Annotated in this window: 30 protein-coding genes; 13 read left to right on the top strand and 17 right to left on the bottom strand. The window is 55.7% G+C overall.

Features of this window, described 5'->3' with window-relative positions; translation table 11 throughout:
* Positions 1–9: 9 nt before the first annotated feature.
* Both AC3IUE_RS21290 and AC3IUE_RS21285 read right to left on the bottom strand, forming a co-directional pair.
* Positions 10–813, bottom strand: coding sequence for a 2OG-Fe(II) oxygenase (locus AC3IUE_RS21290; RefSeq protein WP_046046719.1), 804 nt, complete (start codon positions 811–813; stop codon positions 10–12).
* An 83-nt stretch (positions 814–896) separates the two neighbouring features.
* Entirely contained in the window at positions 897–1,706 is an 810-nt protein-coding gene (locus AC3IUE_RS21285; protein WP_489263648.1) for a glycosyltransferase, read from the bottom strand.
* A gap of 330 nt (positions 1,707–2,036) precedes the next feature.
* On the opposite strand from AC3IUE_RS21285, the gene AC3IUE_RS21280 reads away from it, so the two are divergent.
* Both AC3IUE_RS21280 and AC3IUE_RS21275 read left to right on the top strand, forming a co-directional pair.
* Positions 2,037–2,186: a hypothetical protein gene (locus AC3IUE_RS21280; RefSeq protein ID WP_489269010.1), complete on the top strand. Its 150-nt coding sequence runs from the start codon at positions 2,037–2,039 to the stop codon at positions 2,184–2,186.
* A 114-nt stretch (positions 2,187–2,300) separates the two neighbouring features.
* Positions 2,301–2,762, top strand: a complete 462-nt coding sequence (locus AC3IUE_RS21275) for an anti-virulence regulator CigR family protein (RefSeq protein ID WP_056743822.1) — start codon at positions 2,301–2,303, stop codon at positions 2,760–2,762.
* 49 nt (positions 2,763–2,811) lie between these two features.
* Here AC3IUE_RS21275 and AC3IUE_RS21270 read toward each other — a convergent pair whose 3' ends face one another.
* A complete protein-coding gene (locus AC3IUE_RS21270; RefSeq protein ID WP_489263647.1) occupies positions 2,812–3,246 on the bottom strand; it encodes a GFA family protein in 435 nt (144 codons plus the stop codon).
* A 42-nt stretch (positions 3,247–3,288) separates the two neighbouring features.
* Positions 3,289–4,230 (bottom strand): carbon-nitrogen hydrolase family protein, encoded by a 942-nt coding sequence (locus AC3IUE_RS21265; RefSeq protein WP_489263646.1) that lies wholly within the window; start codon positions 4,228–4,230, stop codon positions 3,289–3,291.
* 103 nt (positions 4,231–4,333) lie between these two features.
* On the opposite strand from AC3IUE_RS21265, the gene AC3IUE_RS21260 reads away from it, so the two are divergent.
* Both AC3IUE_RS21260 and AC3IUE_RS21255 read left to right on the top strand, forming a co-directional pair.
* Positions 4,334–5,017 carry a winged helix-turn-helix transcriptional regulator gene (locus AC3IUE_RS21260; RefSeq protein WP_489263645.1) on the top strand — a complete coding sequence of 228 codons (684 nt, stop codon included), beginning with the start codon at positions 4,334–4,336 and terminating at the stop codon, positions 5,015–5,017.
* 93 nt (positions 5,018–5,110) lie between these two features.
* Positions 5,111–5,635 (top strand): hypothetical protein, encoded by a 525-nt coding sequence (locus AC3IUE_RS21255; RefSeq protein WP_489263644.1) that lies wholly within the window; start codon positions 5,111–5,113, stop codon positions 5,633–5,635.
* A gap of 417 nt (positions 5,636–6,052) precedes the next feature.
* Here the strand turns inward: AC3IUE_RS21255 and chrA are convergent, their stop codons facing one another.
* From chrA to AC3IUE_RS21240, 3 genes are all read right to left on the bottom strand, one after another.
* Entirely contained in the window at positions 6,053–7,411 is a 1,359-nt protein-coding gene (gene chrA / locus AC3IUE_RS21250; protein WP_489263643.1) for a chromate efflux transporter, read from the bottom strand.
* On the bottom strand, positions 7,404–8,348 hold the full coding sequence (locus tag AC3IUE_RS21245; RefSeq protein ID WP_489263642.1) for a chromate resistance protein ChrB domain-containing protein: 945 nt from the start codon (positions 8,346–8,348) through the stop codon (positions 7,404–7,406). The genes chrA and AC3IUE_RS21245 overlap by 8 nt, the downstream gene beginning before the upstream one ends.
* Positions 8,349–8,506: 158 nt before the next feature.
* Positions 8,507–9,421 (bottom strand): LysR family transcriptional regulator, encoded by a 915-nt coding sequence (locus tag AC3IUE_RS21240; RefSeq protein WP_489263641.1) that lies wholly within the window; start codon positions 9,419–9,421, stop codon positions 8,507–8,509.
* Positions 9,422–9,572: 151 nt separating this feature from the next.
* On the opposite strand from AC3IUE_RS21240, the gene AC3IUE_RS21235 reads away from it, so the two are divergent.
* Positions 9,573–10,583 (top strand): zinc-dependent alcohol dehydrogenase family protein, encoded by a 1,011-nt coding sequence (locus tag AC3IUE_RS21235; RefSeq protein ID WP_489263640.1) that lies wholly within the window; start codon positions 9,573–9,575, stop codon positions 10,581–10,583.
* A gap of 35 nt (positions 10,584–10,618) precedes the next feature.
* Here AC3IUE_RS21235 and AC3IUE_RS21230 read toward each other — a convergent pair whose 3' ends face one another.
* The 4 genes from AC3IUE_RS21230 to AC3IUE_RS21215 form a co-directional block, all read right to left on the bottom strand.
* Positions 10,619–11,359, bottom strand: a complete 741-nt coding sequence (locus AC3IUE_RS21230) for a Mut7-C RNAse domain-containing protein (protein ID WP_489263639.1) — start codon at positions 11,357–11,359, stop codon at positions 10,619–10,621.
* A gap of 166 nt (positions 11,360–11,525) precedes the next feature.
* The gene (locus AC3IUE_RS21225) at positions 11,526–11,951 is read right to left on the bottom strand and encodes a GNAT family N-acetyltransferase (protein WP_056743836.1); all 426 of its coding nucleotides are present in this window, start codon (positions 11,949–11,951) and stop codon (positions 11,526–11,528) included.
* A gap of 66 nt (positions 11,952–12,017) precedes the next feature.
* Entirely contained in the window at positions 12,018–13,031 is a 1,014-nt protein-coding gene (locus AC3IUE_RS21220) for an acyltransferase family protein (protein ID WP_489263638.1), read from the bottom strand.
* A gap of 411 nt (positions 13,032–13,442) precedes the next feature.
* Positions 13,443–13,925 (bottom strand): GNAT family N-acetyltransferase, encoded by a 483-nt coding sequence (locus AC3IUE_RS21215; protein ID WP_489263637.1) that lies wholly within the window; start codon positions 13,923–13,925, stop codon positions 13,443–13,445.
* A gap of 189 nt (positions 13,926–14,114) precedes the next feature.
* Here AC3IUE_RS21215 and AC3IUE_RS21210 point away from each other — a divergent pair, with 189 nt between their 5' ends.
* Both AC3IUE_RS21210 and AC3IUE_RS21205 read left to right on the top strand, forming a co-directional pair.
* Positions 14,115–14,246 (top strand): hypothetical protein, encoded by a 132-nt coding sequence (locus tag AC3IUE_RS21210; RefSeq protein WP_489263636.1) that lies wholly within the window; start codon positions 14,115–14,117, stop codon positions 14,244–14,246.
* Positions 14,247–14,261: 15 nt separating this feature from the next.
* Positions 14,262–14,465 carry a DUF1214 domain-containing protein gene (locus AC3IUE_RS21205; RefSeq protein WP_489263634.1) on the top strand — a complete coding sequence of 68 codons (204 nt, stop codon included), beginning with the start codon at positions 14,262–14,264 and terminating at the stop codon, positions 14,463–14,465.
* A 168-nt stretch (positions 14,466–14,633) separates the two neighbouring features.
* Here AC3IUE_RS21205 and AC3IUE_RS21200 read toward each other — a convergent pair whose 3' ends face one another.
* From AC3IUE_RS21200 to AC3IUE_RS21190, 3 genes are read right to left on the bottom strand one after another with little or no spacing between them, the layout of a single operon-like run.
* Positions 14,634–15,176, bottom strand: a complete 543-nt coding sequence (locus tag AC3IUE_RS21200; protein ID WP_489263633.1) for a histidine phosphatase family protein — start codon at positions 15,174–15,176, stop codon at positions 14,634–14,636.
* A 17-nt stretch (positions 15,177–15,193) separates the two neighbouring features.
* On the bottom strand, positions 15,194–16,282 hold the full coding sequence (locus tag AC3IUE_RS21195) for an SDR family oxidoreductase (protein WP_489263632.1): 1,089 nt from the start codon (positions 16,280–16,282) through the stop codon (positions 15,194–15,196).
* A gap of 3 nt (positions 16,283–16,285) precedes the next feature.
* Complete coding sequence (locus AC3IUE_RS21190; protein WP_489263631.1) at positions 16,286–16,705, bottom strand: ester cyclase; 420 nt, start codon at positions 16,703–16,705, stop codon at positions 16,286–16,288.
* Between the two features lie 116 nt (positions 16,706–16,821).
* Here AC3IUE_RS21190 and AC3IUE_RS21185 point away from each other — a divergent pair, with 116 nt between their 5' ends.
* A complete protein-coding gene (locus AC3IUE_RS21185; protein WP_489263630.1) occupies positions 16,822–17,757 on the top strand; it encodes a LysR family transcriptional regulator in 936 nt (311 codons plus the stop codon).
* A 133-nt stretch (positions 17,758–17,890) separates the two neighbouring features.
* Positions 17,891–18,460, top strand: a complete 570-nt coding sequence (locus AC3IUE_RS21180) for a DJ-1/PfpI family protein (RefSeq protein ID WP_403137616.1) — start codon at positions 17,891–17,893, stop codon at positions 18,458–18,460.
* Positions 18,461–18,623: 163 nt separating this feature from the next.
* Here the strand turns inward: AC3IUE_RS21180 and AC3IUE_RS21175 are convergent, their stop codons facing one another.
* The 3 genes from AC3IUE_RS21175 to pdxR form a co-directional block, all read right to left on the bottom strand.
* Positions 18,624–19,889, bottom strand: a complete 1,266-nt coding sequence (locus AC3IUE_RS21175; protein ID WP_489263629.1) for an MFS transporter — start codon at positions 19,887–19,889, stop codon at positions 18,624–18,626.
* A 33-nt stretch (positions 19,890–19,922) separates the two neighbouring features.
* Positions 19,923–20,993: a sugar phosphate isomerase/epimerase family protein gene (locus tag AC3IUE_RS21170; RefSeq protein ID WP_489263628.1), complete on the bottom strand. Its 1,071-nt coding sequence runs from the start codon at positions 20,991–20,993 to the stop codon at positions 19,923–19,925.
* A gap of 112 nt (positions 20,994–21,105) precedes the next feature.
* Positions 21,106–22,611: a MocR-like pyridoxine biosynthesis transcription factor PdxR gene (gene pdxR, locus AC3IUE_RS21165; protein WP_489263627.1), complete on the bottom strand. Its 1,506-nt coding sequence runs from the start codon at positions 22,609–22,611 to the stop codon at positions 21,106–21,108.
* A 293-nt stretch (positions 22,612–22,904) separates the two neighbouring features.
* Between pdxR and AC3IUE_RS21160 the strand changes: the two genes are divergently transcribed.
* The 4 genes from AC3IUE_RS21160 (at position 22,905) to AC3IUE_RS21145 (ending at position 25,933) form a co-directional block, all read left to right on the top strand.
* Entirely contained in the window at positions 22,905–23,816 is a 912-nt protein-coding gene (locus AC3IUE_RS21160; protein WP_489263626.1) for a YeeE/YedE thiosulfate transporter family protein, read from the top strand.
* Between the two features lie 347 nt (positions 23,817–24,163).
* Positions 24,164–24,964 (top strand): enhanced serine sensitivity protein SseB, encoded by an 801-nt coding sequence (gene sseB, locus AC3IUE_RS21155; RefSeq protein WP_489263625.1) that lies wholly within the window; start codon positions 24,164–24,166, stop codon positions 24,962–24,964.
* On the top strand, positions 24,961–25,569 hold the full coding sequence (locus tag AC3IUE_RS21150) for a hypothetical protein (protein WP_489263624.1): 609 nt from the start codon (positions 24,961–24,963) through the stop codon (positions 25,567–25,569). Before sseB ends, AC3IUE_RS21150 begins: the two co-directional genes overlap by 4 nt.
* A gap of 64 nt (positions 25,570–25,633) precedes the next feature.
* A complete protein-coding gene (locus tag AC3IUE_RS21145) occupies positions 25,634–25,933 on the top strand; it encodes a hypothetical protein (protein WP_489263622.1) in 300 nt (99 codons plus the stop codon).
* Positions 25,934–26,065: the final 132 nt, after the last annotated feature.

Below are 26,065 nucleotides of genomic sequence, written 5' to 3'. Positions count from 1 at the left end.
TTTCGTAGTCTAGTTTTTTTTCTTGATTAGTTTAGCCAGGTAGTACTTTAGGCTTAAACGATCTTTAGGCCTTGGCTTGTAGTGGGTTTTATTTCTTTGTGCAGGATCGATCACCATGGTGCCTGCGGTGTAGTAATAAAGCGCTATAGACCTGCGCGTGATGTGCTCTGGCGTTGTTAAAGGCTCTGGATGCCCATGATTGCTGTCTTTGTCTGTGTTGAAAATGACACATCGATTGTAAATGGGCAGGACTTTTTTAAGGCAGGTCTTCATCCCGACATCCCAAAGTTCAAGGTTGCCGCCGTATTCCTCTCGCCAGTCTTCATTCAGATAAATGATGATATTCAGTCTGCGCTCAACATTAAGCTTTTTGTTGAGCCTGAAGTCCGAGTGTACCCCCAGGAAACCGCCACTTTTCGTTTCATGCAAGCCGCCACCAGCGAAGTAGGGGTCGGGTATCAAACCTTCGATGCCTGTGAGCTTTTCAAGAAACTGCAACATGGGGGCAGAGTTGAAGGCGTTGAAAACAGTCTTCAAATAGGGGGGGCATTCGTTGGGACTGATTTGACGTTTTAGTTGGCCTTTATAGCCGCGCTCATAGAGCATTTCGTTGTGGGTGGGTTCGGTTGGGAAGTGCGAGCAGATACTCGCAATCAGCTCTTCATCCAGGAAATTATCGATGACGATGTGCGGAAATGGCGTAGCCTGAATATAGCCACTGGCCAATGACGAACCCAAGGCGCTGGCGGCGTTCTGGTCGAAATCAAGCTCCGGGGAGAGGGTCATAGGTAGTGCTTGAGTGATGGGTGCCATTACCGCTCCAATAACTTGATATAAAGACGTTTTGGTGACTTCAAGCAGCGTCCAGCGCACTGCTCGTTGTGTCTCTTCGTCGCTTAATTTTGGCTGTCTTCTTTTTTCAGGCGCTTAAGGATATCGTTGTACATTTTGGTTCGTCTATGAGTCTTTTCATAGCCGCCAGCCGCTGCGACAGTGCCAGACTGCATGTGATCCAGATAACTGAAGATTTTACGCGGTGATAACATTTCAACGACATAGCCAAGTTCGGTCATGCGGTCCTGGAGGGTGTAGCCAGGCACCCGATCATCCATCGAAAAATGCATGTTGTGCTGTTTGATAAGTTTGCAGTTCCACAATGTACAGAAACTCTTCAAGTAGACTTCTCTGTACGGTTTTGGTTCTCTGGAGCGTAATCCCATGGAGATTTTCAGGTGCCTGAAATGGTGTTTGAATAGTCGTGAGCTAAAGCGCCAAAGTGTTCTCGTGGTACCGCGGTTTAATTGCTCAACACAACCGACGGCTACGACTTTTTGGTTTTTCAAGCATTTATTCAGCATCATCGGGAAAACATTTTTATCGAAAACAAATGTATCGGTGTGCATTAGAAATAAATAATCAGTTTCAACTCGCTCCAAAACCAGGTCAAGTGCTTTGCCATGCGCGACATGCCCAGGTTCTGGTTCAGAAACAGAACGTTCGATTAAATTGATCCAGTCAAGCGTACGTAAATACTCAGTGCTTTCATCGGCGGAATAGTTGTCAACGACCCATACTGGGATGTTGTGGCTGGCCACATGCTGGTGCAATAAGTCTAAGCATATCTTGGTGATTTCTGGTGTTTTGTAATTGACTATAACTATGCTGAAGGTTTTAGCGTTATCAGCCAGAAAGTTAGTGTTATTCATCGTTCAGACGCCCAATGATATAGCATTTTATTGTAGGAATAATTTAACATGTATACAGCTTTCGCTAATTTGTTCGCACAAGATTTGCTTGACTATAAAAACACAATTTGTTAAGCCCGCTTTGTCAAATATAACCATAGTTTACTCTGCCTGATGGAGAGCAGTATATGCGACTTCATCGTATAAGGATCTGCGCTGTAGGTAAACGTTCGTGACTTAATTTGTTACACGTTCCCCCGCTAGCTATCTCCCGTACACGCAGCCTGGCTAAGTACAGCCATTGCTGTAGTTACCGTGGCACTAACGGTTACTGCGCATTGAGCATCACTGATGAAACGTGCGGCCCAGTGCATCCAGGCGAACCGCGATGGGTGGCAAGCGCTGGCTGCTCAGGGCAAGGGTTTCGACATCGTCTGCGGTGTTTTGCGCGATGCTCTGCACAGACTGCAAGCGCCCGACCACTTCGCGGCCGCCAGCTGACTGTCTTCGACACAGCGCTCCACGCCTTGGGTGTCGATGGGAGAACATGGAACCCACATCGTCGATAGCGTCTAAATTACTGAGAGATGTCCCGCCACGCTGAAGGAACGACTCATGCTCAGATCTCGCTCATTGATTGCAGCTATTACATGCCTTGCGCTGGTTTCCGGTTCAGTGACTGCATTGGCCGATCCTGGTAATGGAAAGGGCCAGGGAAACGGAAAGGGGCATCCGCAAAACAGCCAGGATCATGGCAACCAGGGAGGCAAGGGCAAAAATTCCGGGGGTGGTGATTGGGATAATGGCCCAAGCATCAATCGCGGAAGCGTTCTTGGGATCGTTGGCGGGTATCGAGACTACTGGAGTCCCGGACCTGCATTGCCACCCGGCATTCAAAAGAACCTCGCGCGAGGTAAGCCGCTTCCCCCCGGGATTGCCAAAAAACTGGACGGCCGGTTGATCGGCAGGCTGCCTCATTATGATGGGTATGAGTGGCAGCAAGTTGGCACCGACTTGATATTGGTCGCGCTGGCAACCGGGCTCATCTACGAAGTGCTCAACGGTGCTTTTGATTAATGGGCATGATCCCTATGCCCATTTGAAGGTGGCACCGGCGTAAACAGCGCTATTCGTCCACGCTGATACCCGATCCCCCTAATTCGTTGGGGACATCCTTCAGCTTGGGCACTCCATCTTTGATGCGCAGCACGGTCTCCTGATAGTGGACGTGAACGCCTGGCGAATACGCAAGATCCGGGATGACCGCGGCATACACATCGATCAGCCCCATCCCCGGGTGTTCAGTGAAGAGGTGCCCACCGCACGTCTTGCACCACTTGCGGTAACTGCGCGGTGTCTTGTTGTAGGTGCCGATGTTGTCAGCACCCCGAGTCACTTGCACCGCCTCGGGTTTCCACAGCGTGAAGGCATTGACCGGCCCTGCTGACCAATGCCGACACGACTCGCAATGGCAATAGCCCATCGCGGCCGGCTCGCCACTGACGGTGAACTCGACTGCGCCGCAAAAACAACTGCCCTTGTAAGACCGTTCAATGCTCATGGCATGACTCCTTGATCAATTGCCAGGCGATACCGCCGGACCTCATTCGTCAATGTAGTGCACCGCAGTAGCAGGCGTGCGCCGCACCTGCAGTTCGAAAATGTCCGGGCGCGCGTAATGCCCGGTGACGTCGAGCGCCCGCCGCGCTGGCGCCACGAGTGCGACGTCGATGTCCGCATACAGAATGCCTGCCTCTCGGTGTAATGGACCGGCCACGATCCGGCCTTGAGGACTGACCACCACCGAGTCGCCGTCGTTGATCCATTCCTCCGAATCGGGAAACAGTTGCGCACGCGCCGGGAAGTCGTCGGGAATGTCACTGCCGCGCAGCACGGTGCCGCTGCCGAGCACCCAACAGCGGCCTTCAAGTGCAATGTGACGCATCGTGCTGATCCAGCCTTCGCCCGTGTCGTACGTGGGGGCGACGTAGATTTCCACCCCTTGGGCATACAGTGAATAGCGTGCCAACGGCATGTAGTTTTCCCAGCAGATGAGCGCACCGACGCGGCCGACGGGTGTATCGACCGTGCGCAAACCGGAGGCATCACCGAAGCCATGCACCATGCGCTCGGGATTGGTTGGCATCAGCTTGCGATGTCGGTTGAGCACGGCGCCGTTCGCGCCGATAACGACTACGCTGTTGTAGAGCGTGCCTCCTCCCTTTTGCCGGTCGCATTCATTGATGCCGCACACGATCGTCACGGCGTGAGCCCTGGCGGCCTCACATAATTGGCTCAGGTCACCGTTCGCGATATCGACGGCGTTGGCCAGCAGCCGCGTGTGCAACTGGCCCATCACAGCCCCGTCCTTTCCCGCCGCCAGCCGCCAGATCCACGACGGGTAACCGGGAATGTACGATTCGGGCAAAACGATCAGCGAGGCTCCCGCTGCCGCAGCCTCAGCAACCGATTGCACGGCCCGGGCGATTGTCGCGCTGCGATCGAGCAGCACGGGCGGAAGCTGAATGATGGCTACCTTGGTCATGGCGTGCTCCTTTGGTATTTGGCTTTCGAGGTTTCAGCGTGCGCGTGGCGAAGTGGCGGGGCTAGTTCAGAATCTGAAGCGTTGTAATTGCGGAGCCAAGGCAATGGACGAAAGCTACGGTCAGTTCTGCACGGTCGCGCGCGGTGCTGAAGCCCTGTGCGAGCGCTGGACACCTTTGGTCGTGCGCGAGTTGCTGTGCGGCAGCAAGCGCTTCAATGAACTGCACCGCGGCGTGCCCCGGATGTCCACCAACCTGCTGGCACAACGTCTGCGCCATTTGGAAGAAATCGGCGTCGTGCACCGCACGGCCACCGGCAAAGTCTGGGAGTACAGCCTGACCGAGGCGGGCGAGGAATTGCGCCCCATCATCATGGCGCTAGGGCATTGGGGCGCGCGCTGGATCGGCAGTCGCCTTCGCGATGACGAACTCGACGCGGGCCTGCTGATGTGGGACGTACGCCGGTTCGTGCGCATCGAAACGTTCCCGTCCCGACCGGTGGTCATCCACTTCAAGTTCCACGACGCGCGACCCGGCGAGCAAGCGTGGTGGCTCGTGGTTGAACAGGGTGTGGCAGACCTGTGCCGCGACGACCCCGGACGCGAACTGACGCTCGTCGTGGACTCCAGCGTGCGCGCGTTGACCGAGGTGTGGGCGGGCGACCGCACACCGCGGGAGGTTCTTCAGTCGCGAGAGCTGCGTGTAGATGGCGCGGTGAAGGATGCGGAAAGTTTGTGGCGCTGGCTTGGCACGAGTGCGTTCGCGGGTACACGGAGCGTGGCACGCTAGCGCTGGCAGCATCCGTCGGTCGCAGGACTTGAACTGTCTGGGGCTTAATGCGTCATAAGACTCGCGATATCAACCAACCCTACGGAAGCAATCATGCTTTTAAAGAATAAGAGTCTCATTGCTGTAATGTCCTGCGCCCTGATGCTTGCGGCCGCCCCATTACTCCCTGCTGACCTGTCCATCATGAACTCCGCCTATGCGAAAGACGGTGGTGGTGGTGGTGGTGGTGGTGGTGGTGGTGGTGGTGGTGGTGGCGGTAACGGTGGTGGTAATGGGGGCGGAAACGGAGGGGGTAATGGCGGTGGCCACGGCGGCGGTATAGGCGGCGGCCACAGCGGTTCAGATCACTCCGGCGGTACTAACAGCAACGGCCGCGGCAATGGACTGAGCAGCGATCATGCCGGCAAGGCTGTTCGCGACCATGGCGAAAGCGGAAACCACTACGGCAGAGATAGCAATAGTGATCGCGGTCATGGCCAAGCGACTTCAGGCATCGCCCACTCCAAAGACACTCGCGGCGTGGCCAAAGCCAGAGCAGTCTCGACCACGACACCAGGCGATCACAACACGAAAGGGTTGAGCAAAGCCGGGACATCGGTATCGAAAATCTCGCACTGATCAGCCATAAGGGTTGATGGGGAAGTCCAACAGACTCAACTGCAAAGTCTGCCACACGCTTGAGCTCAATTGGACTTCTTCGGTGGGTAGTTACCGCGCAAGCCCCCGGACTGGGTGCCTGTCTTACTGGTCAGGGCAGGCACTACCGGGCGAGATCTGGGTTGGGGGTTGGAGCGGCTCCGGGGTTGAGGTTGTTTGCTCATTGTTTGCCTCCTGACTTTTCAGGGTTTCGCGAAGGCCTCCTGATAAAGCTTAGCTGCTGGCTGCGATGGTCTGCATCGTTCAGCAGTGGGTGAAAAGGCTGCAAGCGACCAAAACCCGCAGCACGCAATCCTGAACAAAACGGGCGCCCGACAAGGCGCCCGTTTTCGTTTGTTCCGTTGCTTGAGTCCGTAAACGTCGACCGATACATCCTCTCTAGCGCAGCAGATGCACCGCCAAGCCGACGAGCGCGCAAGCCATCAGCACCTGAATGACGCCCCGTTTGAAGCGGAACAAGGCAATTGCCGCCAAAATGGCGATCAGTGCAGAGGGCCAGTCGAGGTTGCCGCTGAAGCCCTTCGGCCACAGCACGTGATAGCCGAAGAAACAGGCCAGATTGAGGATCACTCCAACCACCGCCGCTGTGATTGCAGTAAGCGGTGCAGTGAACTTGAGTTCGTTGTGGGTCGATTCCACCAGCGGGCCACCGGCGAGGATGAACAGGAACGAGGGCAAGAAAGTGAACCATGTCACCAGGGTGGCCGCGACAGCCCCGGCCAGAAATACATGATCGGCGCCGAACACTTGTGAGACGTACGCTCCCACAAAGCCGACGAAGGCCACCACCATGATCAGCGGCCCTGGTGTGGTTTCCCCCAGTGCCAAACCGTCGATCATCTGGGTCGGGGTAAGCCAGCCATAGTGACCGACCGCACCTTGATAGACATACGGGAGGACTGCATAGGCCCCGCCAAAAGTCAGCAACGCGGCCTTGGTAAAGAACCAGCCCATCTGGGTCAAGGTACCTTCCCAGCCAAAAAGCGCGGTCAGGACTCCCATCGGCAACGCCCACAGCGCTGCGCCGATAAGGGCCAGCAGCGCCAGTTTCATCCAGCTGAACCGGGCATGTTCCGGGGACGGGGTGTCGTCATCGATCAAGGCTGGGCCGTAGGACTTTTTGGCAGCGCTATGGCCCCCGGTTCTGAACTTTTCAGGCGCCAGACGCCCTCCGGCATAGCCGATTAACGCTGCTCCCAATACGATCAGCGGGAAAGGAACATTGAACGCGAAGATCGCGGTAAATGAAGCTGCTGCTATCGCCCACAGCCAATTATTCTTCAGCGCCCGAGTGCCAATCCGGTGTGCCGCCTGCACCACGATGGCCGTCACGGCAGGCTTGATCCCATAGAAGAGGCCGGCCACCACAGGCACTTCGCCGAACGCGATGTACATCCACGACAAAGCGATGAGGATGAACAGTGAGGGCAGCACAAACAACACTCCGGCGATCACTCCGCCCCAGGTTCGATGCATCAGCCAGCCGATGTAGGTCGCCAATTGCTGAGCCTCTGGCCCAGGCAGCAACATGCAATAGTTGAGCGCATGGAGAAAGCGTCGTTCGGAGATCCAGCGCCGACGTTCCACCAGTTCCTGGTGCATGATCGAAATCTGTCCTGCTGGCCCGCCGAAACTGATGAAGCCGAGCTTCAACCAGAACCAGAATGCCTCACGCAAGCTGATCGCCTCCGGCCTCGATAGATCCTCTTCAGCCGTTGATGCCAACACCTTACGCATTGGGTTGTTCCTCTTTCACAAACTCGGCGAGCAGGCCGTCGAAGATGGCGCTGGCAGCAGCCAGCAAGTGGTCGTCGTGGGTAATGGTTTCGCGCAATCCCGCCAGCACGCGCTCGATGCCGGCCGCCTCCAAAGGCTGAATGCCGCCGATATCGAGGTAGTGCACCAAGGCCGCGATGCGGTTCAGGCCGGGCTCTTGAAGCTCAAAACTGGCTTGCAGGGTTTCGAAGGTCACGCGATTGCCGACATGACTGAAGGTCGCATCATCGAAGTCGAAACCCAGCGCGTCTGCCGGACAGTCATGTGGAGTATTCAGCCAGAGGATCCGAGCTTGAGGATCAATGAAGCGCCGAATCAACCAGGCGCAAGCCAGACGGTCAACCCACGGACGCTTACGTGTTGCCCAGATACGACTTTGATAGTCGCCACGTTTGAGTGCCGTTATGGGCTCGTCGCGGCTATGGGGTTCATCCGCAGACAACGCTCTGCTGACAGCCGTCTCAAGCGCCTGCAAGGCTGAATCAGTCTGCTCCTTTGGCTTGCCTGGAAAATAATCGATGTGTGTGAGCTGATCGTAGTTTTTGCGCAGCTTGCGAATTTGCTTGGTGGTGGCCAATGCGTTGTCAGGATTGAGCTGCCCACGGCACTCTTCAATCTCTGCGCGTAGCTTGCTGTAGTCGTCGCCACGGTCGAACAACTCGACAAAGCGCTCACCCTCCGGATCGACCACGGGCAGGATGTAAACAGTGCCATTGATAGAAAGGATGTCGCGCTCGACAGACGCCAGAGCATCGCGACAGACACCGGTATCAGGCAACAGATAGGCACCATCGCGCAGAACCGCCGCACCTGAGGCTTTCAGAGCACGCCAGGCTCGCATGCGCTCGGTGGCATTCGCCGTGGGTAAGGCGAGAATCAGTGTCAGCCAGTTGTTCATGTAGAGAGCGCTATTTATTTTGTAGTTCTTATTACGTTATCGGTGTTTTTGGCGTTTGGAAAGCCATCCTTGAAATCTGCATTAAATGGAGATTGATTTTGAAGTGAAGGCCGGCTGTCCGATGGATGCTGGTGTTGACGGCACCGATTTAATGATCGCTATTGTTCCAGCCAGTCAGGATGAATTTGCGGAAAGCGCTCTTGCAGCCATTCGACAAAAACTTGCACCTGCGGTGCCAAGTGCGTCCGGCTTGGGTACAGCACCGACACAGGGCGAGGGGCTGGCCGATAGGGATTTAGAATCTCCACCAAAACGCCGCTGTCCAGATACTCGGCCACGGTGATTCCTGGCGCCTGGATTATTCCGAAGCCCGACACACCGCACTGAACGTACGCATTCGACTCGGTGACTGTGATGCCGGCGTTACTCACAAACGCTCGATCCTGCCCTTGTACAGAGAAGTGCCAAGGCAATGTTCTGTTGCTCTGACCGGACAAGAAGTTGACGCCTCGATGGGAGATTAGATCGTCGAGTGTCTCGGGTTCGCCGTACTCGTTCAGATACTTGGGCGCTGCGCACGTCACCATGGTTGCCATCGCGATGGGGCGAGCGATCAATGTCGAGTCCGGTAAATCGCCTATTCGCAATGCACAGTCGATACCTTCACCTATCAGGTCAACGGCTCGATCGGTCACGCCCAGCACCATGTTGATGCCGGGGAAGGTGCTAGTGAATTCTTTCAGGCTTTTGATGAATTCCATTTGCGCGAAAGCGGTCGGGATATCGACGTGAAGTCGGCCCACGAGCGTTGCTCCGGTGCGGTCAAACATCGAGGTCGCAGCAGAAATATCCGCGAGAATTTCCTGCACTCGCTCATAGAACCGTTCACCCTCGGCGGTGAGCGCCACCTTTCTCGTGGTGCGTTGGAATAGGCGCACGCCCAATGACGTCTCCAGCTCCTGGATGTAACGGGTGACCTGAGGTCGCCCGATGTCCAGCGACTCGGCGGCTTTAGTGAAACTGCCGAGTTCAGCAAGCCTGGCGAACAGTCGCATTGATTGCAGCAATTCCATAATGTCTTACCTGGCCGAATACAATTGTTGCCTGAGGATAGAATAATCATGTCCTTTTTTACGTATTTATTGCGCGCCCCCAAAAGCGAAAGATGTGCCCAGGGCGAACCCATTGCGGTTTGCAGCCATTGACTCGTTTTGGAGATTCGCAATGAAAGCTTGGCTATTGAAAGATTTCGGGCTCGACAACCTGCAACTGGGAGAGACAGCGACCCCGCAACCCAAGGCCGGCGAGTTGCTGGTAAAGGTCGGCGCTGTCTCGCTCAACTTTCGCGACAAGGCGATCGTTGACGGCATCTATGAGCCGCATAGGGTGCCCAAACCCCTCATCCCGGTTAGTGATGCAGCCGGCGCAGTGGTCGCGGTTGGTGACGGCGTCACGCGCTTCAAAGTCGGTGATCGGGTCAACTCGCATTTGTACTCCCGTTGGCTGGATGGCGAGCCTGGGCCGAATGAACCGGATTACTGTTTCGGATCGCCATTGCCTGGCGGTTTGGCCGAATACATGATCATCCACGAAGACAGCGCCGTTGGTGCGCCAGACAACATGAGTGATGAAGAGGCGGCGACGCTGCCGATTGCCGCGCTCACGGCGTGGTACTCGCTGGTAGACTTTGGACAAATTCAGCCCGGGCAAACCGTGTTGGTTCAAGGCACTGGCGGTGTGTCCATATTTGCCGTGCAGATCGCTACTGCGCTTGGCGCGAAGGTGATCGCAACGTCGAGTAGCGACGAGAATCTGCAAGCCGTGAAGGGGCTGGGAGCCGTAGCGGGCGTCAACTACAGAACTACTCCGAACTGGGCAGACGAAGTGCTGAAGCTGACCGAAGGCAAAGGCGTGGATCTGTTGCTCGATGTGGCCGGTGGCAGCGGCATCAATCAATCGGTCGCAGCGACCAAGGCATCCGGGCGTATTGCGCAGATCGGCTTTTTGACCGGGCAGACCGTTGAACTCAATCTGATGCCACTCATTTTTCGCCAGACGACCATTCGCGGTATTGCCGTGGCGCCGCGCTCATCGTTCGACCGGATGAATGCATTCCTCAACGAACACAAGATTCGTCCTGTAATCGATCAGGTGTATCCGTTCGAGAAAGCACGAGAAGCTTACGAGCATCTTGCGAAGGGAGCATTTGGAAAGGTTGTAATCAAAATCGGTTGATACCGTTAAGGCGCCAATATGGCGCCTTTTTTCGCCTATCGGTACAGCAGAGGTGCCAGCAGTGCACACATGCCGCGCCAGTGCGAACCCTCCCAGTAAACCCGCTGGCAGGCGTCGCAGCGCAGGAAGTGCGAATAGAGGATGCCAATGCGTGGCGGCACCTGCGACCGGGCCAGTTCCGGGCTGATCTCGTGCAGCGGCAGGTTGCAATGAATGCACAGGCTGAATGGCCGCGCGCTACGCGCCAGGTCGAGGCGCTCGTACAATTCGCGCAGCTGCAACGACGGTTTCAGGGCATGCACGTAACAGCCGTGGCTGATGATCCGTCGCTTGAGCAGTTCGCGGTCGCGGGTTAGCACGATGCGTCCTTGCTGCGCAGCGATCTCGGCGATTTCGCTATCCTCGAAGCCATTGTCGTAGAGGGTGTCGAAGCCGCTCATGCGCAGCAGGTTGGCCAGCCCGCCAAGGTGCGCATCAGCGACGAAGCGCAGCACCCGTAAAGGTTGCGCACGAACCTTGAGCAGCGGGCTGATGTCCAGCGCTTCGAACTTGGGATACACCGCCAGCCGGTCACCGTCGAAAATCACCCGCTCGAAGCCCACCGACTCGCCGTTGAGCAGCACCAACTCGACCTCCGTGTGCGGTATCCCGAGCGCCTCGATCATGTGCTTGACCGTCGCCGCTCGCGCGCACTCGCAAGTGAAGGACTGCCGCCGCCGTTCGGCCGGCAGGAAATCGTTGAGCTCCTCGTAGAAGCGGAAGGTTGCTCTGGTCATGTTGAACAGTATGGCAGGGCTGCAAGGATGAGCGAGTCTAGCCCGGACATCTTCTCCGGCAGCCCCCAAACTAAGAAACGCCCGCTGAGCGATTTAGCCGAAGCTGCCTGAGATACACATCACCGGGCGTTGGGATCTACGAGAGCAAAATCAACTCAAAGCGCTGCTAGCACAGCGTCTTTTGGTAATAGAGTCGAGTCTGTCCTGGTGGGTAATCTGCCAAGCGTCCGAACTCGGAGTACCCAAGTTTTCGATAAAAACCTGGCGCTTGAAAGCTGAAGGTCTCTAGCCAAATGCCAATGCAGTTCTTCTTTTGCGCTATATCTTCGGCCATGCGCATTAACCGCTCCCCGATACCCTGGCCCCGCATCTGTTCAGGAACGCTGACAAGATCGATGAGTAGCCATCGATAGGAGATCTTCCCGTACAGCCCGCCAATGACTTCGTCCCTGTCAGGGGCTCGTAGCAGCAGAGCAAATGTTTCATGCGCGTCGTCTCCGCCGTTAGTCAGGTTATGGGCCAGCAGCGGGGTCAGAATGGCGAGGCGCTCTGCCTCCGTTACATTTTCTGATAGTTGGATTTGTGCAGGCATGGTGCTCTCCCTGAGCGTTTTGCAACCGGGTCAAAAGGGTATCCCATTCGCGTCATCCATGATGAGTCAACCGGCCGATGTAACAGATTGGCTAGCTACTTTCTTGGAAAATCTCTTACCAAAAGCAATCCACCATTTTTCATAATAGAAGGTCGAGATATGCGCGGTGAGAAAAATGGCGGCGAACAACAAAGGGCGCTTCAAGTATTTTATGACGGTATCTCCGCTGCCCAGCCAAGTATTTATTAGCAGCGGATGAACAACGTAAAGAGCGTACGAGATGGTGGCGATATAAAATAGAACGCGATTATTCAGAAGCTGGGCAACGGGTGTCCGACTATTGAGTAACGTGCTCCCCACCATTGCTGCGGCAAGATAGGGACGGAAGTAGTTCATGAAGCCCGCGTCGGGATGACAGGACAAGACAAACAGGAGGCATAAAAATATTTGTGCGATCCCCGTTTGTGTCGGAAGTTTCGCAAGGATGTTGCCCAGTCTATTGTTGTATATCAGTGCAAGTATGCATCCGGAAAGTATTTCATCAATGCGGTAATAAGTGTTGATAGCGACATGGACATCATTCATGACTCGGTACATCGTGACGGCGATGCAGAGACAAGGGATTAGCAGTATCCACTTGTTTCTCATCAGAACTACCAGCAAAGCGATGGCGAAATAAAACTGGACCTCCATGCACAAACTCCATAGGTGGCCGTTTACACTGCCAAGCCACATGGGCGGCCAGTTGGCAACGAACAGAAAGTTTGCGATGTAGAAATCCGGAGTGCTGTTCATGACAGGTAAAGCAATGAGCATGTACAACCAGGCGAGCGGCACAACCCGAAAGATTCTGCGGATTAAAAAATCAACGACGCTGCTGTTGTTGAGCAGAAAGTTTGTTATCAGGAAACCCGATAGCGTAAAAAATATAGCCATTCCCATAACGCCTGCGGCGGCATTAAATTGCCAAGGCTTTGGGCCAAGTGGTAGCAGGTGGCACGCCAAGACAAGCAAGATGCTTATGCCGCGCCATCCATCAAGTACGCTGAATCGAGAGCCCGCTACGGAATCACTATTCATATTTGCATCCCGCTCTTGGGTCGATAGAGGGCATTCTATAAAGGCAGTGCTGCGACTGAAAACTGTCTGAATTCATATAAAAACCCACTAGTTTCAGCGGTTAAAAATTCAAAAAATCAGACCATTTAAGCCTGTAGTCTAGGACACCTTTTGCGCTTTACACTTCACGCCATGAAAAAATTCCAGGCGCGAGGAGTTCGCTAAATGACTGGGTTTTTGGCGTTGTTTGTTTGACGTTGCTTGATAGCATGGCGCTAAGTAAATCGCCCACTTTTTGGTAGATGCCCTGACCAGCGGCTTTTGGCCGGATTCGGCCTGTCGCGAAGGGCGGCAATCCATTGCTGCCGTTCATGAACGGCAGAAATTGGTCCAGAGTGTGTAAAAACGTACGTCGAGGTGCATCACATCCAGCTAGCAAGCTGGGCCAACCGGCGGAACGCTCTGACGAACATAATAATTGTCGAATTCACTGCTTTCGACGAATTGGAAGCCATGGCGGGTATAAAAGCGATTCGAAGCGCTTTCTTTGAGAGCACCAACTTTAATAGGGAGCGCAGCGGCATCCGCTTCTTTGAAAATCTGTGTGAGAACAGCAGAGCCTATCCCTGATCCTTGCGCGCCCGGTCTCACATACAAGTGGTCGAGCAAGAGTTCATTGTGGTGATGCTTGACCACTACAAAACCAACCCGCTCTCCAGATACCTCGATGTAGTGTGTGTTGTGGGCTTCAAAACCGCTAAGAAACCGCTCGCGCGCACGCACTGGATCAAATCGCCCAACACGCTCCAGACTTTCGCGCATAGCTTCAATTCGAATGGCTACAAGATTGTCCAATTCGCTTTGTTGAGCTAGGACCAAAACGACTGGGGAATTTTGATTGGGTGTGACGGGCATATTTTGCGCTCTAACTACCATCCAGGGATGGTCAGTATAGAGAGCCTGATATGTGGTTCCCAGTTTGCTGGGACCTAGCTTGACCGCACCAAGACCGATGGAGATCCAGATTACGCAGCGGTGCATAAGATCCAGGCCGGTTACAAGGTGACTCCGCTCTCACATTGGGGCAAGGCTGTGGAGCCGGTAATGGTGAAAGTTGACCCGAGCATCGACATGAAAACGCCGCCCAAGGTACAGGTCGACACCATGCCGGCCGACCAGTACTTTGCATACGCCGCCGAACTCCTTGAGGTCAATCCTCCCCACGACACTGACTAGCCGATCATCGCGCAGATGAAAAAAATTGGTCTTGAACCTGGTAAAAGCTTTGACATCAACAAGCTCGATCCGGACCATGCAGATGGTTCTCTTGACCTGTACATCCAAAACGAGAGCCCTGGCAAAGATAAGGAGGCCAATTGGCTGCCTGCGCCCGAGGGCGCGTTCAATCTGACCATGCGTCTTTATGCACCTGCCTGTCGCCACCAGCAGCAATAGATATCTGTCCAGCGAGACAAATCGCCAATCTACACTCCAAGCTCCCACCTTTGTACGGGGCTGAGCGGGTAGAAAAACGTGGTTTCGCGTCCCAAAGAATGGATCTCTATAAATGAACGACCAACCTGAACTTTCTCTTCGTTTAATCCCCGCGCCAGATGGCACCTTTTAAACACCGCCATATTGATACACCGTCGCACTCCAATACTGGCTGCCGTTACGTTTTTGGCGAACCCATCCATCGGCCACCAGTTGATTGGCGATCATTCGATTCATAAAGCCATGACCGAGCAGCAGAACCGGTCCTTCGTTGGCAAGGGACTGAAGTCGTCGAGCTGCCGTGCTGGCGCGTATCCTCGCAGTGCCGGCAGATTCGACTCTGCGTGAGTAGCCGCACAACCATAAGACTCGAAGGATAAATACCCAGGTAAACGGCGATAGCCGTGGCAGTTTCCAGTGACCATAAGGCAGTTGCGCTTCACAGAAAAGCGCGTCGACGAGGGCGGGCTTCAGGCCAAGAGCCTGGACAGAGGTCAGCGCACGAGGCGCGCTGCTTGAGACAATCACCTTGGCGGTTGCGGCGAGCTGCATGCTGGCATCCGGGACGGGTTGGTGGGTAATTTCGGACCGGTTGTATTGCTCGATCCAGTCTTCCATATCGAGCGCTGACATTTTGTCGGTTGCGACCAGTTTTGGCTGGCCGTGACGCATCAGGATTATTTCCCTACTCACTCTATGTTTACGTCCTTGTCCAGGTGTGCGGTCAATGTGGAAGGAGTGCGGTTCCGGGAACTTAAGGTTTGACTCTCAAACCAATCGTGATCGCGGTACCACGCCACCGTGTCGGTGATTGTCAGCTCTAGTGGCCGGAAACTCAGGCCAAGCTCTTGTTCACTCTTGCTGTGGTTGAAACAGGTGCGGTCCTTCTCTCGTACCAACAGGCGCAACGTGGCCATGCTCAGCAGAATGGGCTTGCTGGTAAGACGCGCATAAATCTCCTGCACAGCCGCCAAGGTGAATAGAAAGGGGAGCGGTAGTTGTCGAACGGGTGTCTTGACGCCCGCTATACGTCCAAGAATAGGCACCAGCTCACGCATTGTCATATGCCGGCCCGCCGCGAGATAGCGCTCACCTCGCCGCCCATGTTTGGCCGCGGCAATCTGCGCTAATGCCACATCGCGGGCATCAACAACGGAGAAGCTACCGGGGATCAGTCCGGGTAATTTGCCGTGCACGACATCGTTAACCAACTGTCCCGAGGAGGTCGGGCCAATGTCGGCAGGGCCCCACATCCAGCCAGGCAGGACCATGCAGGCATGCATCTCGGGATGGACCTCCAGGAACGACAAGACGACACGGTCGGCGAGGATCTTGCTGCGGTAGTAGTCATCCGCGTCGGCGTCGGCCCGCAGACATGTCTCATCGATGGACGTGCCAGGTGCGCCGTCGAGCACGGCAATGGAAGAAGTATGGATGAACCGTCGTATACCGGCGCGGTAGGCCTGGTTTAGCAGGCACCGCGTACCAGACACATTAATCTTTTCGAGTTCCTTCCAGTGGCTGCCGCCCTTGTAGTTGTCGCGAAAGAACGCCGCGGTGTGAAACATCGTATCGCAGCCTTGCAGCGACGCTGAGAATGCGTCGACATCGGCCATGTCCCCAACGACCAGTTCCACACCCGGCAAATTGTTGAACTGCTGTTCACCTTTGGCTCTTGAGCGGACCAGGGCTTTGACCGCGTAGCCACGAGCGACCAATTCACGCACCAGGTTGTTGCCCAACAAGCCGGTTGCGCCAGTAACGAATGCGCTGTTCATGGCTCAACCCTCAGCTGGATAGGCTAACGGCATCAGCACCGCACTGTCGAAGAAGGCCTCTTCACGGATGGCCAGCCCGTCTCTGAAGGTGAAGTGTGCGGCGTAGTACGCGGTAATATGGCGTCCATGAGGTGGAATCACCCGGCCTGGCAGCACCAAGGGTGCGGCGAATGTGCCGGTCAGGAAGGCAGTCAGCGCCAAACGATCGTTACCGATGGCGAATGGGCTGAAAATCACTTGGGCATCGGGGAGTGCTTCGAACAATGCGATCTCTCGTTTGCGCATGGCTTCGCGACCGGTTTGTATCCCGGTGCCATCGAGGTAGATGAAGTCTTCGCAAACCAGCGCAAGCATCGCCTCCACATCACGGCGATTGAAGGCACTGGCGGCGCGTTCCGCATAGTCTTTGGGTCCAGTAGTCATGCAGTCCATTCCATTCGTTTCGAGGGCCTGTAGATATACCTTTGAGGCCTCTCCCGAAAAACAGCGACTACTGCATAATGGCTTTGCACATATGCAGACCAGGGAGGACAGGACGCATGGCGTTGCAAGCAAATTGGGACGATCTTCGTCTGCTGTTGGCAGTCTCGCGGCGTGGCAGCTTCCTTCAAGCTGGCCAGTTGCTGGGTATCGCGGCGTCTACCGTGTCCCGCCGCCTGACCCAACTTGAGGTCGCACTGGGCGAGCCACTCGTCGAGCGGGGCGTTGAAGGATGCTGGTTGACCTCGCGGGGCCAATCCCTCGTGGAAGTTGCCCTGGCTGCGGAAGCTGGCTTGAGGCGTCAAACCGCTGCTGGTATATCCGAGCTACACACAGGGCTATTTGGCAGTGTCCTGGTCAGTGCAGGAGAGGGGTTCTCGTCTTGTGTGCTGGAGGCCGCGAGTCGCTTCACTTCTCTGCACCCGCGTTGCTCGGTGGAGCTGATGGTAACCGCCGACTTTCACAAGATCGTCCGCGGTGTGGCAGACATTGCTGTACGTACAGCTCATCTGGGGGAGCCGTCGCTGATTTATCGACCAATAGGCCGGCTCGCCTACGGTGTCTTCGCCGATGCAGGTTATCTGAAACGGTATCCAGGGGTGACTCCGGCCACTGCGGTCAATATTGCCTTGCTTCCTCCGCTGGACATGTTGCCGCAAATGCGTGCGGCAAAGGCCGCGGGTCTGGAACGCGCGCAGATCAGCGTGAACTCGTTCGCGGTTCAGCTCGAATCGGTGAGGCGAGGAATGGGTGTGGCAGTACTGCCCCGTATTCTGGCAAAGGACTTGATCGAGTTGTTCCCGGATCTCCAACTTCCAGATATGGAAGTCTATCTGGTGACTCGTCCTCAGGCATTGAAACAGGCTCACATCAAATGTTTTTTTGCCATCCTGGAGCAGGTGCTGCTCGAAGCCCTTTCCATAGCAAATGCGGAAGGTTACTTCTTGGGGGGCAACCCGAAATGGGTGCAGGGGGGCGCTAGCCAAAATAATTAAGATTGGTTCAGTCAAGACATCAGCTAACGAAGTTACCAATGAAACCATGACCGGCAGAGATCGACCCAAAGCAGCCCTTGATGTATGTGCGTTGTCGCCATATGTTATTTGCATTCATGGAGGATTCTGACTGATGGCACGCGTGGGATTGATACTGACACCCGGTTTTGCGGACTGGGAATATGCTTTCATTGCTGGAACTGCGTCTCCGTTTTACGGGATCGACGTCAGGTTTTTCGCTTCTGCTACGGGGCAGTTCCGCTCGCAGGGTGGATTGGCTGTAACTGTCGATAGCAGTTTGCAACAATGTCTGGACTGGAAACCGGACGTTGTTGTCGTCATTGGAGGAATGGTCTGGGAACGTGCAGAAGCACCGGATATTCGAGAGTTTCTTCATGCTAGTCGTTCAAGTGGAGCGACAATTGCCGGTATCTGTGGGGGAACGCTGGCACTTGCGAGGGCCGGGCTTCTCGACACGGTTCCTCATACATCGAACAGCGCTGACTTCTTACAACAGAATGCCGTAGGTTATGAGGGGCGCACGCTTTATCGAAGCAGTCCAGTGGCTGTGGTTGCAGACCGCATCATAACTGCTCCAGGCCCTGCACCCGTTAGCTTCACCTGCGCAGTGTTCGAAGGTGCCGGGCTATCTTCAGAAATCACTTCTCAATTCAGGTCAATGTTGGCAGCGGAACATCGGTGACTGCTTCGTCCTACAAAACAGCCGATCAGGTGATGTGTTCGAGTGGCCGCTCATGGCCGATTTCTGCCTGCGCGTAAGTCAGCGCCGGTTCATTCCGGCGTTGTGGCCAGGAGGAGGGATCGGCGTGGTAGACGATTCCTCCTCCCGGAGTCCATGGCGATGATCAGGCTTGCGCCGCACTCATCCCGCCAGTGGCCATGGATTTTTTGCGCACCGCTTGATAGAGCAGGCTGGACACCATGAAGCCCACGACGGCCAGCAGGCTCATCAAGGTGAAGACATAGTTGTAACCCTGTTGACCGGGGAAGTGGTCGAGGATCGCGCCATAGATGACGTAGGCAAACATGCCGGGTGCATAGCCGATCAGGCAACCGATGCCGAAGGCCGAGCCGGTGATGTGCTGGGGAATGCCGACTTCACCCATGGGCGCCCAGAACACGCCGCGCATGGAGAACACGATCAGGGCGAAGGACAGGGTGGCGGCCATGCCCGCATAGATGAAGCCCGGGCTTTTCGGAATCAGCATGATCACGCCCATCAGCGGCAGCAGCGCCAGGAATGCCCACTTCAGGTAGCGGCTGGTGCTCTTGAACTGCTTGTCGGCGATGAAACCGCCGGCAGGCCCGCCGAGGATCTTCAGGAAGTATTGGTTGATGATGCCGTAGGCACCCACCAGTGCCACGGGCAACCCGTACATTTCCTTGAGGTAGGGAATGAAGTAGGTCAGGCCGCAGTAGACGATGTAGACCATGAACACGTTGAGGCTGACCAGCCAGATTCCCGGAACCTTGATCGCCTCCATCAGGTTCGCCAGACCGTTCTTCGGCTTGGCCACTGACTGCGCGTTGCCGCCCTTGAGCAGGAACCAGGTCAGGGTGCCGGCCAGAATATCGATGACCGAGTAAAACAGGATCGCCGACTTCAGGCCGGTTTCGCCCGAACCCATGGCGACGAACACGCCCAGAGCGGAAAAGGCCACCAGTGTATCCACCACGCCACGCCCACCTTCGAGCAGGCCGAACAAGCGGCCTTGCTCCTGATCGTCACCCAGGTTGCGGATGGCTTTGAGCAGCGAGGGCCAGAACAGGCAGTCGGCACAAATCGCCAACAGACTGAACACGATCAGCAAATTGCTGAAGGGCGGAAAGGTCGCCAGGTACAAGCCCAGGCCACCGGTCCCGATCAGGCCGAGGGGGATCAGCTTTCGCGTGTCGTAGCGATCGGCGAGCAGGCCGCCCACCACAAACAGCGCGGTGGCGATGATCGCGTTGGCACTGAGCAGCATGCCGATTTCAGTGTGGCTCAAGCCCATGAATTCCTGCATGGGTACATAGAAGGCGTCCTTGAGGTTCGCCAGCTTGTAGATGGTGCCGCCACCGAGGATGAGGATCAGGAATCTGAGCCATTTGGCCTTGTTTTGAATTGTCATTATTGTTCTCCGGGCGTAGTCGGGTCGTCAGGTTCAGGCGTTGGAAGGGCTGGCCAGGGTTAGTTCGGCCAAGGTGCGCAATTCGGCCAGCAGGCTACGGACATAGGCGACCTGGTTGTTCGCCCAGCGGTGTTCGTCGGCCAGCATTCGCTCAAGGGAGTAGCCGTTCGGCAGCGGCGTTTCGCTCATCTCCCGGTAGGCAATGAAGGGATCGGCCGCCTCAGTGCTCTGGCGGAAGGCCGGGGCCACGTAGTGGTTTTCCTGCTCGAGGATGAAGGCGATCACCTGCGGGGCTGCTTCGCCGAGCATCAACAGCTCGAACAGCATGCGGGCGCTGGGCAGATCGTCCTCGTCGCTGCCCTGCAAAACGCCGTAATGGCCGAAGCCGTTTTGCTCGGGGACGATGCGCACACCCTTGAGGTGAGTCTGGCGGATGTGCGGCGCCAGGTTGCGCAGGGCCTGCAGGGGCTGTTCGCAGGCATTGATCATGTTGCCGAAGTCAAACAGAGCATGCAGGCGAGGGTGGTTGAGTCGGTTGAGCAGTTGCGCGATTTCGCCGCTTTTGAGTTCTTCATGCTGCTCGAAGTCAAAGTACAGATCGTGTTCGTCGGCCTGTTGTGCGAGGTAGAGCAGGTCGGTCTCGATCACGTCCATGACCCGCGACAGCGTGCCCTCATAACGTGAGTAAACACGGATGTTGCGCACCCCCAGGGCCCTGGCGATGGCGATCACCTGGTCGACATCCTTTTTCAGCGTGCTGCTGATTTCCAGGTGCACATCCAGCCCCAGCGCTTTGGCCTTGGCGGCAAACGCCTGGAGCTGCGCGGGTGACATTTGGCTCAGGCTGTTTTCCTCGCCGTCGAGCAAGTGCAGGCTCAGGCCTTGCAGCTCGTGGCGATAGGCGAAGTCCAGCAGGTCGGCAGGGGTGACACGACCGTGGGTGAGGTTGGTCAGTAGCGGGTAGGCGTGGGCAAACAGGCGCAATTGCCCGAGACGTTCAAGCAGCCGCCGGGCCAGTGCGTCCGTCAGCACGGGAACAGCCCCGTGTTCGACCACCTTATGGCTCAGCAAGGCGTTGAATCGTTCCTGGATCTTATTGTTCATTAGAGTCGTTCCTGGTTCAGACACCGGGTCTACCGGCGCAGCCTTTATCGCGCCAGTCAGGAACTCTCGATAGATCCATTATCAGTTAATTGATAAGACCACTTGCCTCGCATCAAGTGGTCGGCGGCAGATAACCCAAGGTGCACAAGGCCCGGGCGAGCGCCTCGACACGCTCCTGGGCCTGGTTTTCAGGCGTGCCGGCAAAGCCGATCAACAGCGCCGGCGGCAGGGCATGTTTGATGCGGTAGTCGCTCAAGGCGTAGGTGTGGATGTTGTGCTGGGCCAGTTGCCGGGCGATGTCAGTGTCACTGAGTTCAGGGGGCAGCCAGGCGATCAGGTGCATGCCGGCATCCGTCGGAGTGATCCTGAAAAAGCTGCCAATCTGCTTTTCAATCTGTTCGATCAATGCCTCTTGGCGCGCCTTGTACAGCGCACGCATGCGGCGGATGTGCCCCAGAAAGTGGCCTTCGATCATGAAGTCTGCCGTTGTCGCCTGAAGCAGGGTAGGCGGACTGCGATCCATGACCGCGCGCAGGGTGCAAAAGGGTTCGACCAGGGCCTGCGGCAGAATCACGTAACCCAGTCTCAGTGACGGAAAGAGCACTTTGCTGAACGTTCCGACGTAGATCACCCGGGCCATCTGGTCCATGGCATACAGCGCCGGGAGGAGGCGGCCACTGTAGCGAAACTCACTGTCGCAATCGTCCTCGATGATCCAGCTCTGATGCTGCGCAGCCCAGTCGATGAGTGCCTGGCGCCGCGCATAACTCAGGGTGACGCCCAAAGGATGCTGGCGCGACGGCGTACAAAACACCAGGCGGGCATCAGGGCACTCGGTCAGGCCTTGCTGGACATCGATCCCCTGTTCATCGATACGCAACGGAATCACCTGAGCCCCCTGGGCCTGCAACGCAATGCGCGCGGCGATGTGCCCAGGGTCCTCCATCCAGACGCTGTCCTGAGGATTGAGCAGCAGCATGCCCAACAGGTTGAACGCTTGCTGCGCGCCGGAAACGATCACCACTTGCCCGGCACTGCAGTCGATGCCACGCGCATCGAAGACGTATTCGGCAATCGCTGTGCGAAACGCCTGCAAGCCTTGCAACTCGCCATAACCCAGAATGGCCTTGGTTGGCTTGAGCAGATGACGGTTCATCAGGCGCCGCCAGATCGCCTGCGGGAATGCGTCATAGCTGCTGTGGCTGGGCAGGAAGGAGGTCGGGGTCGCGGGGTCCCAGTCGGCATAGGACACCCCGCGAAAATGATCGCTGCGCAGCGACAGCATCGACTGGCTCAAGTCGGACAGGCGCGGTGGCTGGCGCGGTTGCTCATCCTCGATACCCCGGCTTTCCCACTCAGTGCCGACATACGTACCGGCGCCAGTGCGCGAGGCCAGGAAACCTTCGGCAATCAGATGATCGAAAGCATTGAGAATGGTGATCCGCGACAACCCCAACTCGTTGCTCAAGGTCCGGGTCGACGGCAGGCGCACGCCCCCCTGGATTCTGCCGTTGAGTATCTGTTTGCGAATCTGCAGATACAGTTGGCGGTACAGGGGAATGGCACTGGCACGGTCCAACTCGATAGCCGACAGCAGCAAACCTGCGGGGGATTTCATGACATGCTCGTCTGGGTGAAATGGGATTTGACCGGGAAACCGTCAGGCGACGGGGAGGTAAGGGTATCGAGCGATACCCGATAAGTCATCTGTCTGGCGTTGATGTCCGGCGCAATACCGATTCGCTACAGCGCTACCAGCGACTTTTGCCTTCATACCGATAGCTGCCTGTCATGAAGGGCCTCTAACGACGCAAAGCTTACGGCTGTGTCAGATACACAGATAGCCTGATCGAGAGCTACGCTAATGCCTAGTGAGGCCCGGCCCATCCAAATCAGCAGTGGCGCACGAACATGGTTTTCTCTTTACTGATGGCGTTGGTATTAGCGTTCCTGATTGGCTGGGTTTCGCAGCGCATGGGTATGTGCCTTGTCAAAGCGAGCGAACAATTGCTGGCGGGGCGCCCGACGTTGTTTGTCGCACTGACATCGTGTGGATTGTTCGGGTTGATGCTGGCCCCGCTCTATCGTTTCTCCGAGGTCAGCCTGCCGCTGTACTCGCCTGGTATTTCCTATCCTTTACTGGTTTCGGGAGGCTTGTTGTTCGGGGTGGCATCGGTGCTGAACAACGGTTGCAGCGTAGGCACGCTGACCAAGTTTGCCTGTGGCAATTTCAATAAACTGTTCACAATGATCGGCTGGGTCCTGGGGATCGTGCTCTGGTATTACATGCGCATGATGCCCGAACAGAAAACCATTCTGATGCCGGAAATTTCCAGCCACCATTACTGGCTGTTGATCGGTGTAGTGGCGCTGGTGCTGATATTTTTGGTCGGCATACAGGGTAATAAACACCTGGTGCTCTCCAGTATGCTGCTGGGTGCGTTGACGAGTGCGCTCTATACGTTCGAGCCGTTATGGACACCTAGTGTGTTCTTTTACAATGTTTCGCAGATGTTCTGGCAAGCCGATATGGCAATCAGCGCCCGGCGTATTGCGGTGTTTGTTATGTTGCTGGCAGGCATGTTGAGTTTTACCCTGTACAGGAAAACGTTCTGTTTCGAGGCCTTTACCCCATCAAAGGCTGGCGTTCATTTGTTGGCGGGTATTTTGATGGGGATTGGGGCTTCGATGATGCTCGGCGGTAACGACTCGCAAATACTGTTGGTGTTTCCAACACTGAGCGTTGCTTCAAGCATTCCTATGGTGTCGATTGCCACAGGCATTCTGGTGTCATTGTGGTGCAAAAAACGCGGTACGAGTTGAACAGACGGTTCCAGAGCGAGCATTTCGTGGGAAAGGGGCTGGTTTGATTTCGTCTGGCTGAACATTTGCAAAGTGTCGATTGGAGCTGGTCGCTGAGAGCCGCTTTCGACTCAATAATATAGACGGTGACGACAGACAGAAATCGGCCAGAAGCAGCCCTTCGAGGCGAACCGCATTTGGCTCTTCATCCACCACTGATATGGAGGAGCTCTCCTTGGAAAACCGTTCAGGGTGACTCTCCGTATGCTTCAGATTTATTAGCCTGCTGTTCTTCCTGTTTTCACCGTCGCGTGAAAAACTGCGCGCTCTTTGCCGCTCACTTTTTGTCTGTTTTGATGGAACTGCCGATGGACATCATGGATACCAAGCAAGAAAACACCCTCGAAAAATCACTCAGGCTGGCGGCGGATGAACCGGCCCATCGACCTGACTTTTTCAAGACTCTGTTGAATTCCACTATCTACGTCCTTGGCACTGCCGGCACTGGCGAAGGTCAAGTCAACCTCGAGGCTGGTAGCAACATCAGCATCGCGCATTGGCAAAAGCCTGACGGCTCCGCTGTCATCCCGTTTTTTTCTTCATTGCAAACACTACAAAGATCCATAGATAGCGAAGAGTCCTACGTAGAGATCCCGGCCAGATCGCTGTTTGAAATCACACTGGGCACCCCTCTTTTCCTCAATCCAAAGTCTCCTTACGGGAAAGAGTTTTTCCCGGAGGAAGTGCGCCATCTGCTCTCCGACGAGATCGGCCAAAAGCCGGTGCAGCGCACGGTCGAAAAAGACACCAAAGTGCTGCTCGGACAGCCGTCGCAATATCCGTCGAAGATGGTCAACTCGCTCACACAATTACTCGCCAAACATCGCAACGTAAAGTGTGCATTTCTGGCGTTGATGCATGACGCATCGTCTGATCAAAAGCCTCATCTGATCATTGGTATTGAAGCGGACGGAGATATTGAACTGGTCATGCGCGAAGCCGGTAACGTTGCCGGGGATACCGCTCCGGATGGCGAACCCGTTGACCTCTATCGCGTTCACGAAGGGGAATCAGGCCTTAGCGATTACTTCCTCAAGCAAACCGCACCCTTCTATGAACGGAAGTCGGCAGGCTGGCTGCGTTCATTGTTTGGCTTTGGTAAAGCGTGACAGAGATCAACGCCGTGCTAACCGCCGAGCATGCCTGTGAAATCGTGCTTGGCCTGTTTGACGTCGTCATGAGAGATGGCAAACCTGAGCGTTTTGTCATTCAGTCATGTGAGCTTTCCGCCAACGGTGATTACTGGGTTATTCGCAGTAACAGTGAGGATTACGTCGTCCACGGCATGACGGAGTTCTGCTACGTCGGTGTTAACGCGCACTTGATCAACGTCATGACGGGCGAGCGTGAGACGGTCGTCAGTTGCATGAGTGTCGATGAGTATCTGCAAGACAAATACGATCTGGAGGCAGTGTCGGGCAACCAGTATGTACTGACCCCGGCAATTGACCGAGGCGACAAACCGGCGCTGGTCAATTTGCGTCGAAAACTGCATTGCACCTACCCGCAAACCCTTGCGTTGCTGACGGGCAAACAACGACTTTGGCTCACAGGTAAACGCAGGCTTCTTGAAGACGCGCAGCGACTGCTTCTCGAACAAGGCATAACCACCCAAATCGAGTTAGTGCTTGATGCCTGCGAAGCAGTCGCCATCGGCGTCGAAACCTGGCACATCGAAGCGGTGTTGAGGGCTGTGCGCGAGAGGTTGTGCTGAGCCGACGCTAAGGAGCAGTCATATAAAATGCCCTAACCCACCATCAATAGATACGGCCGACGCCATGCCCCAGCCTACAAGTCACCTATTTGCTTATGTAAGGAAAATCAGCGATTTCCGGCCTGACGTTACCGCTATCGTGCTTTTCGGCCTGAAGGCCGAAGACGATGACCTGGTGTATCTGGAGATACGCTTTAAGGACTACGGAGAACTCCAAATTGAAGGCGACCACTTGATGCTTGGATTGGATGAGGCACTGGAAAGCGCCGAGTTCGAGTACGGTATTTTGCCAAATGATTGGCGAGTAATGAGCGAGGCGGAAATTCAGCGAATCCCATTCTTTGTCGGTGGAACATGCGTTTAGCGATTTGACCGCTTTGGGTCGTTTTCTGTCCTTCGCGACTGGCTGAAATCGGCCAATAGCAGCCGCTCGAACTTGTTTCACCATGCTGTCGAACGGATTATTTTGCCTCTCCACACCAGACTGTTGCGGCCA

It is taken from the genome of Pseudomonas sp. GL_093 (assembly GCF_057837605.1).
Note: the sequence above shows the minus strand (reverse complement) of the source record. Positions and strands in the feature narration are given on the sequence as shown.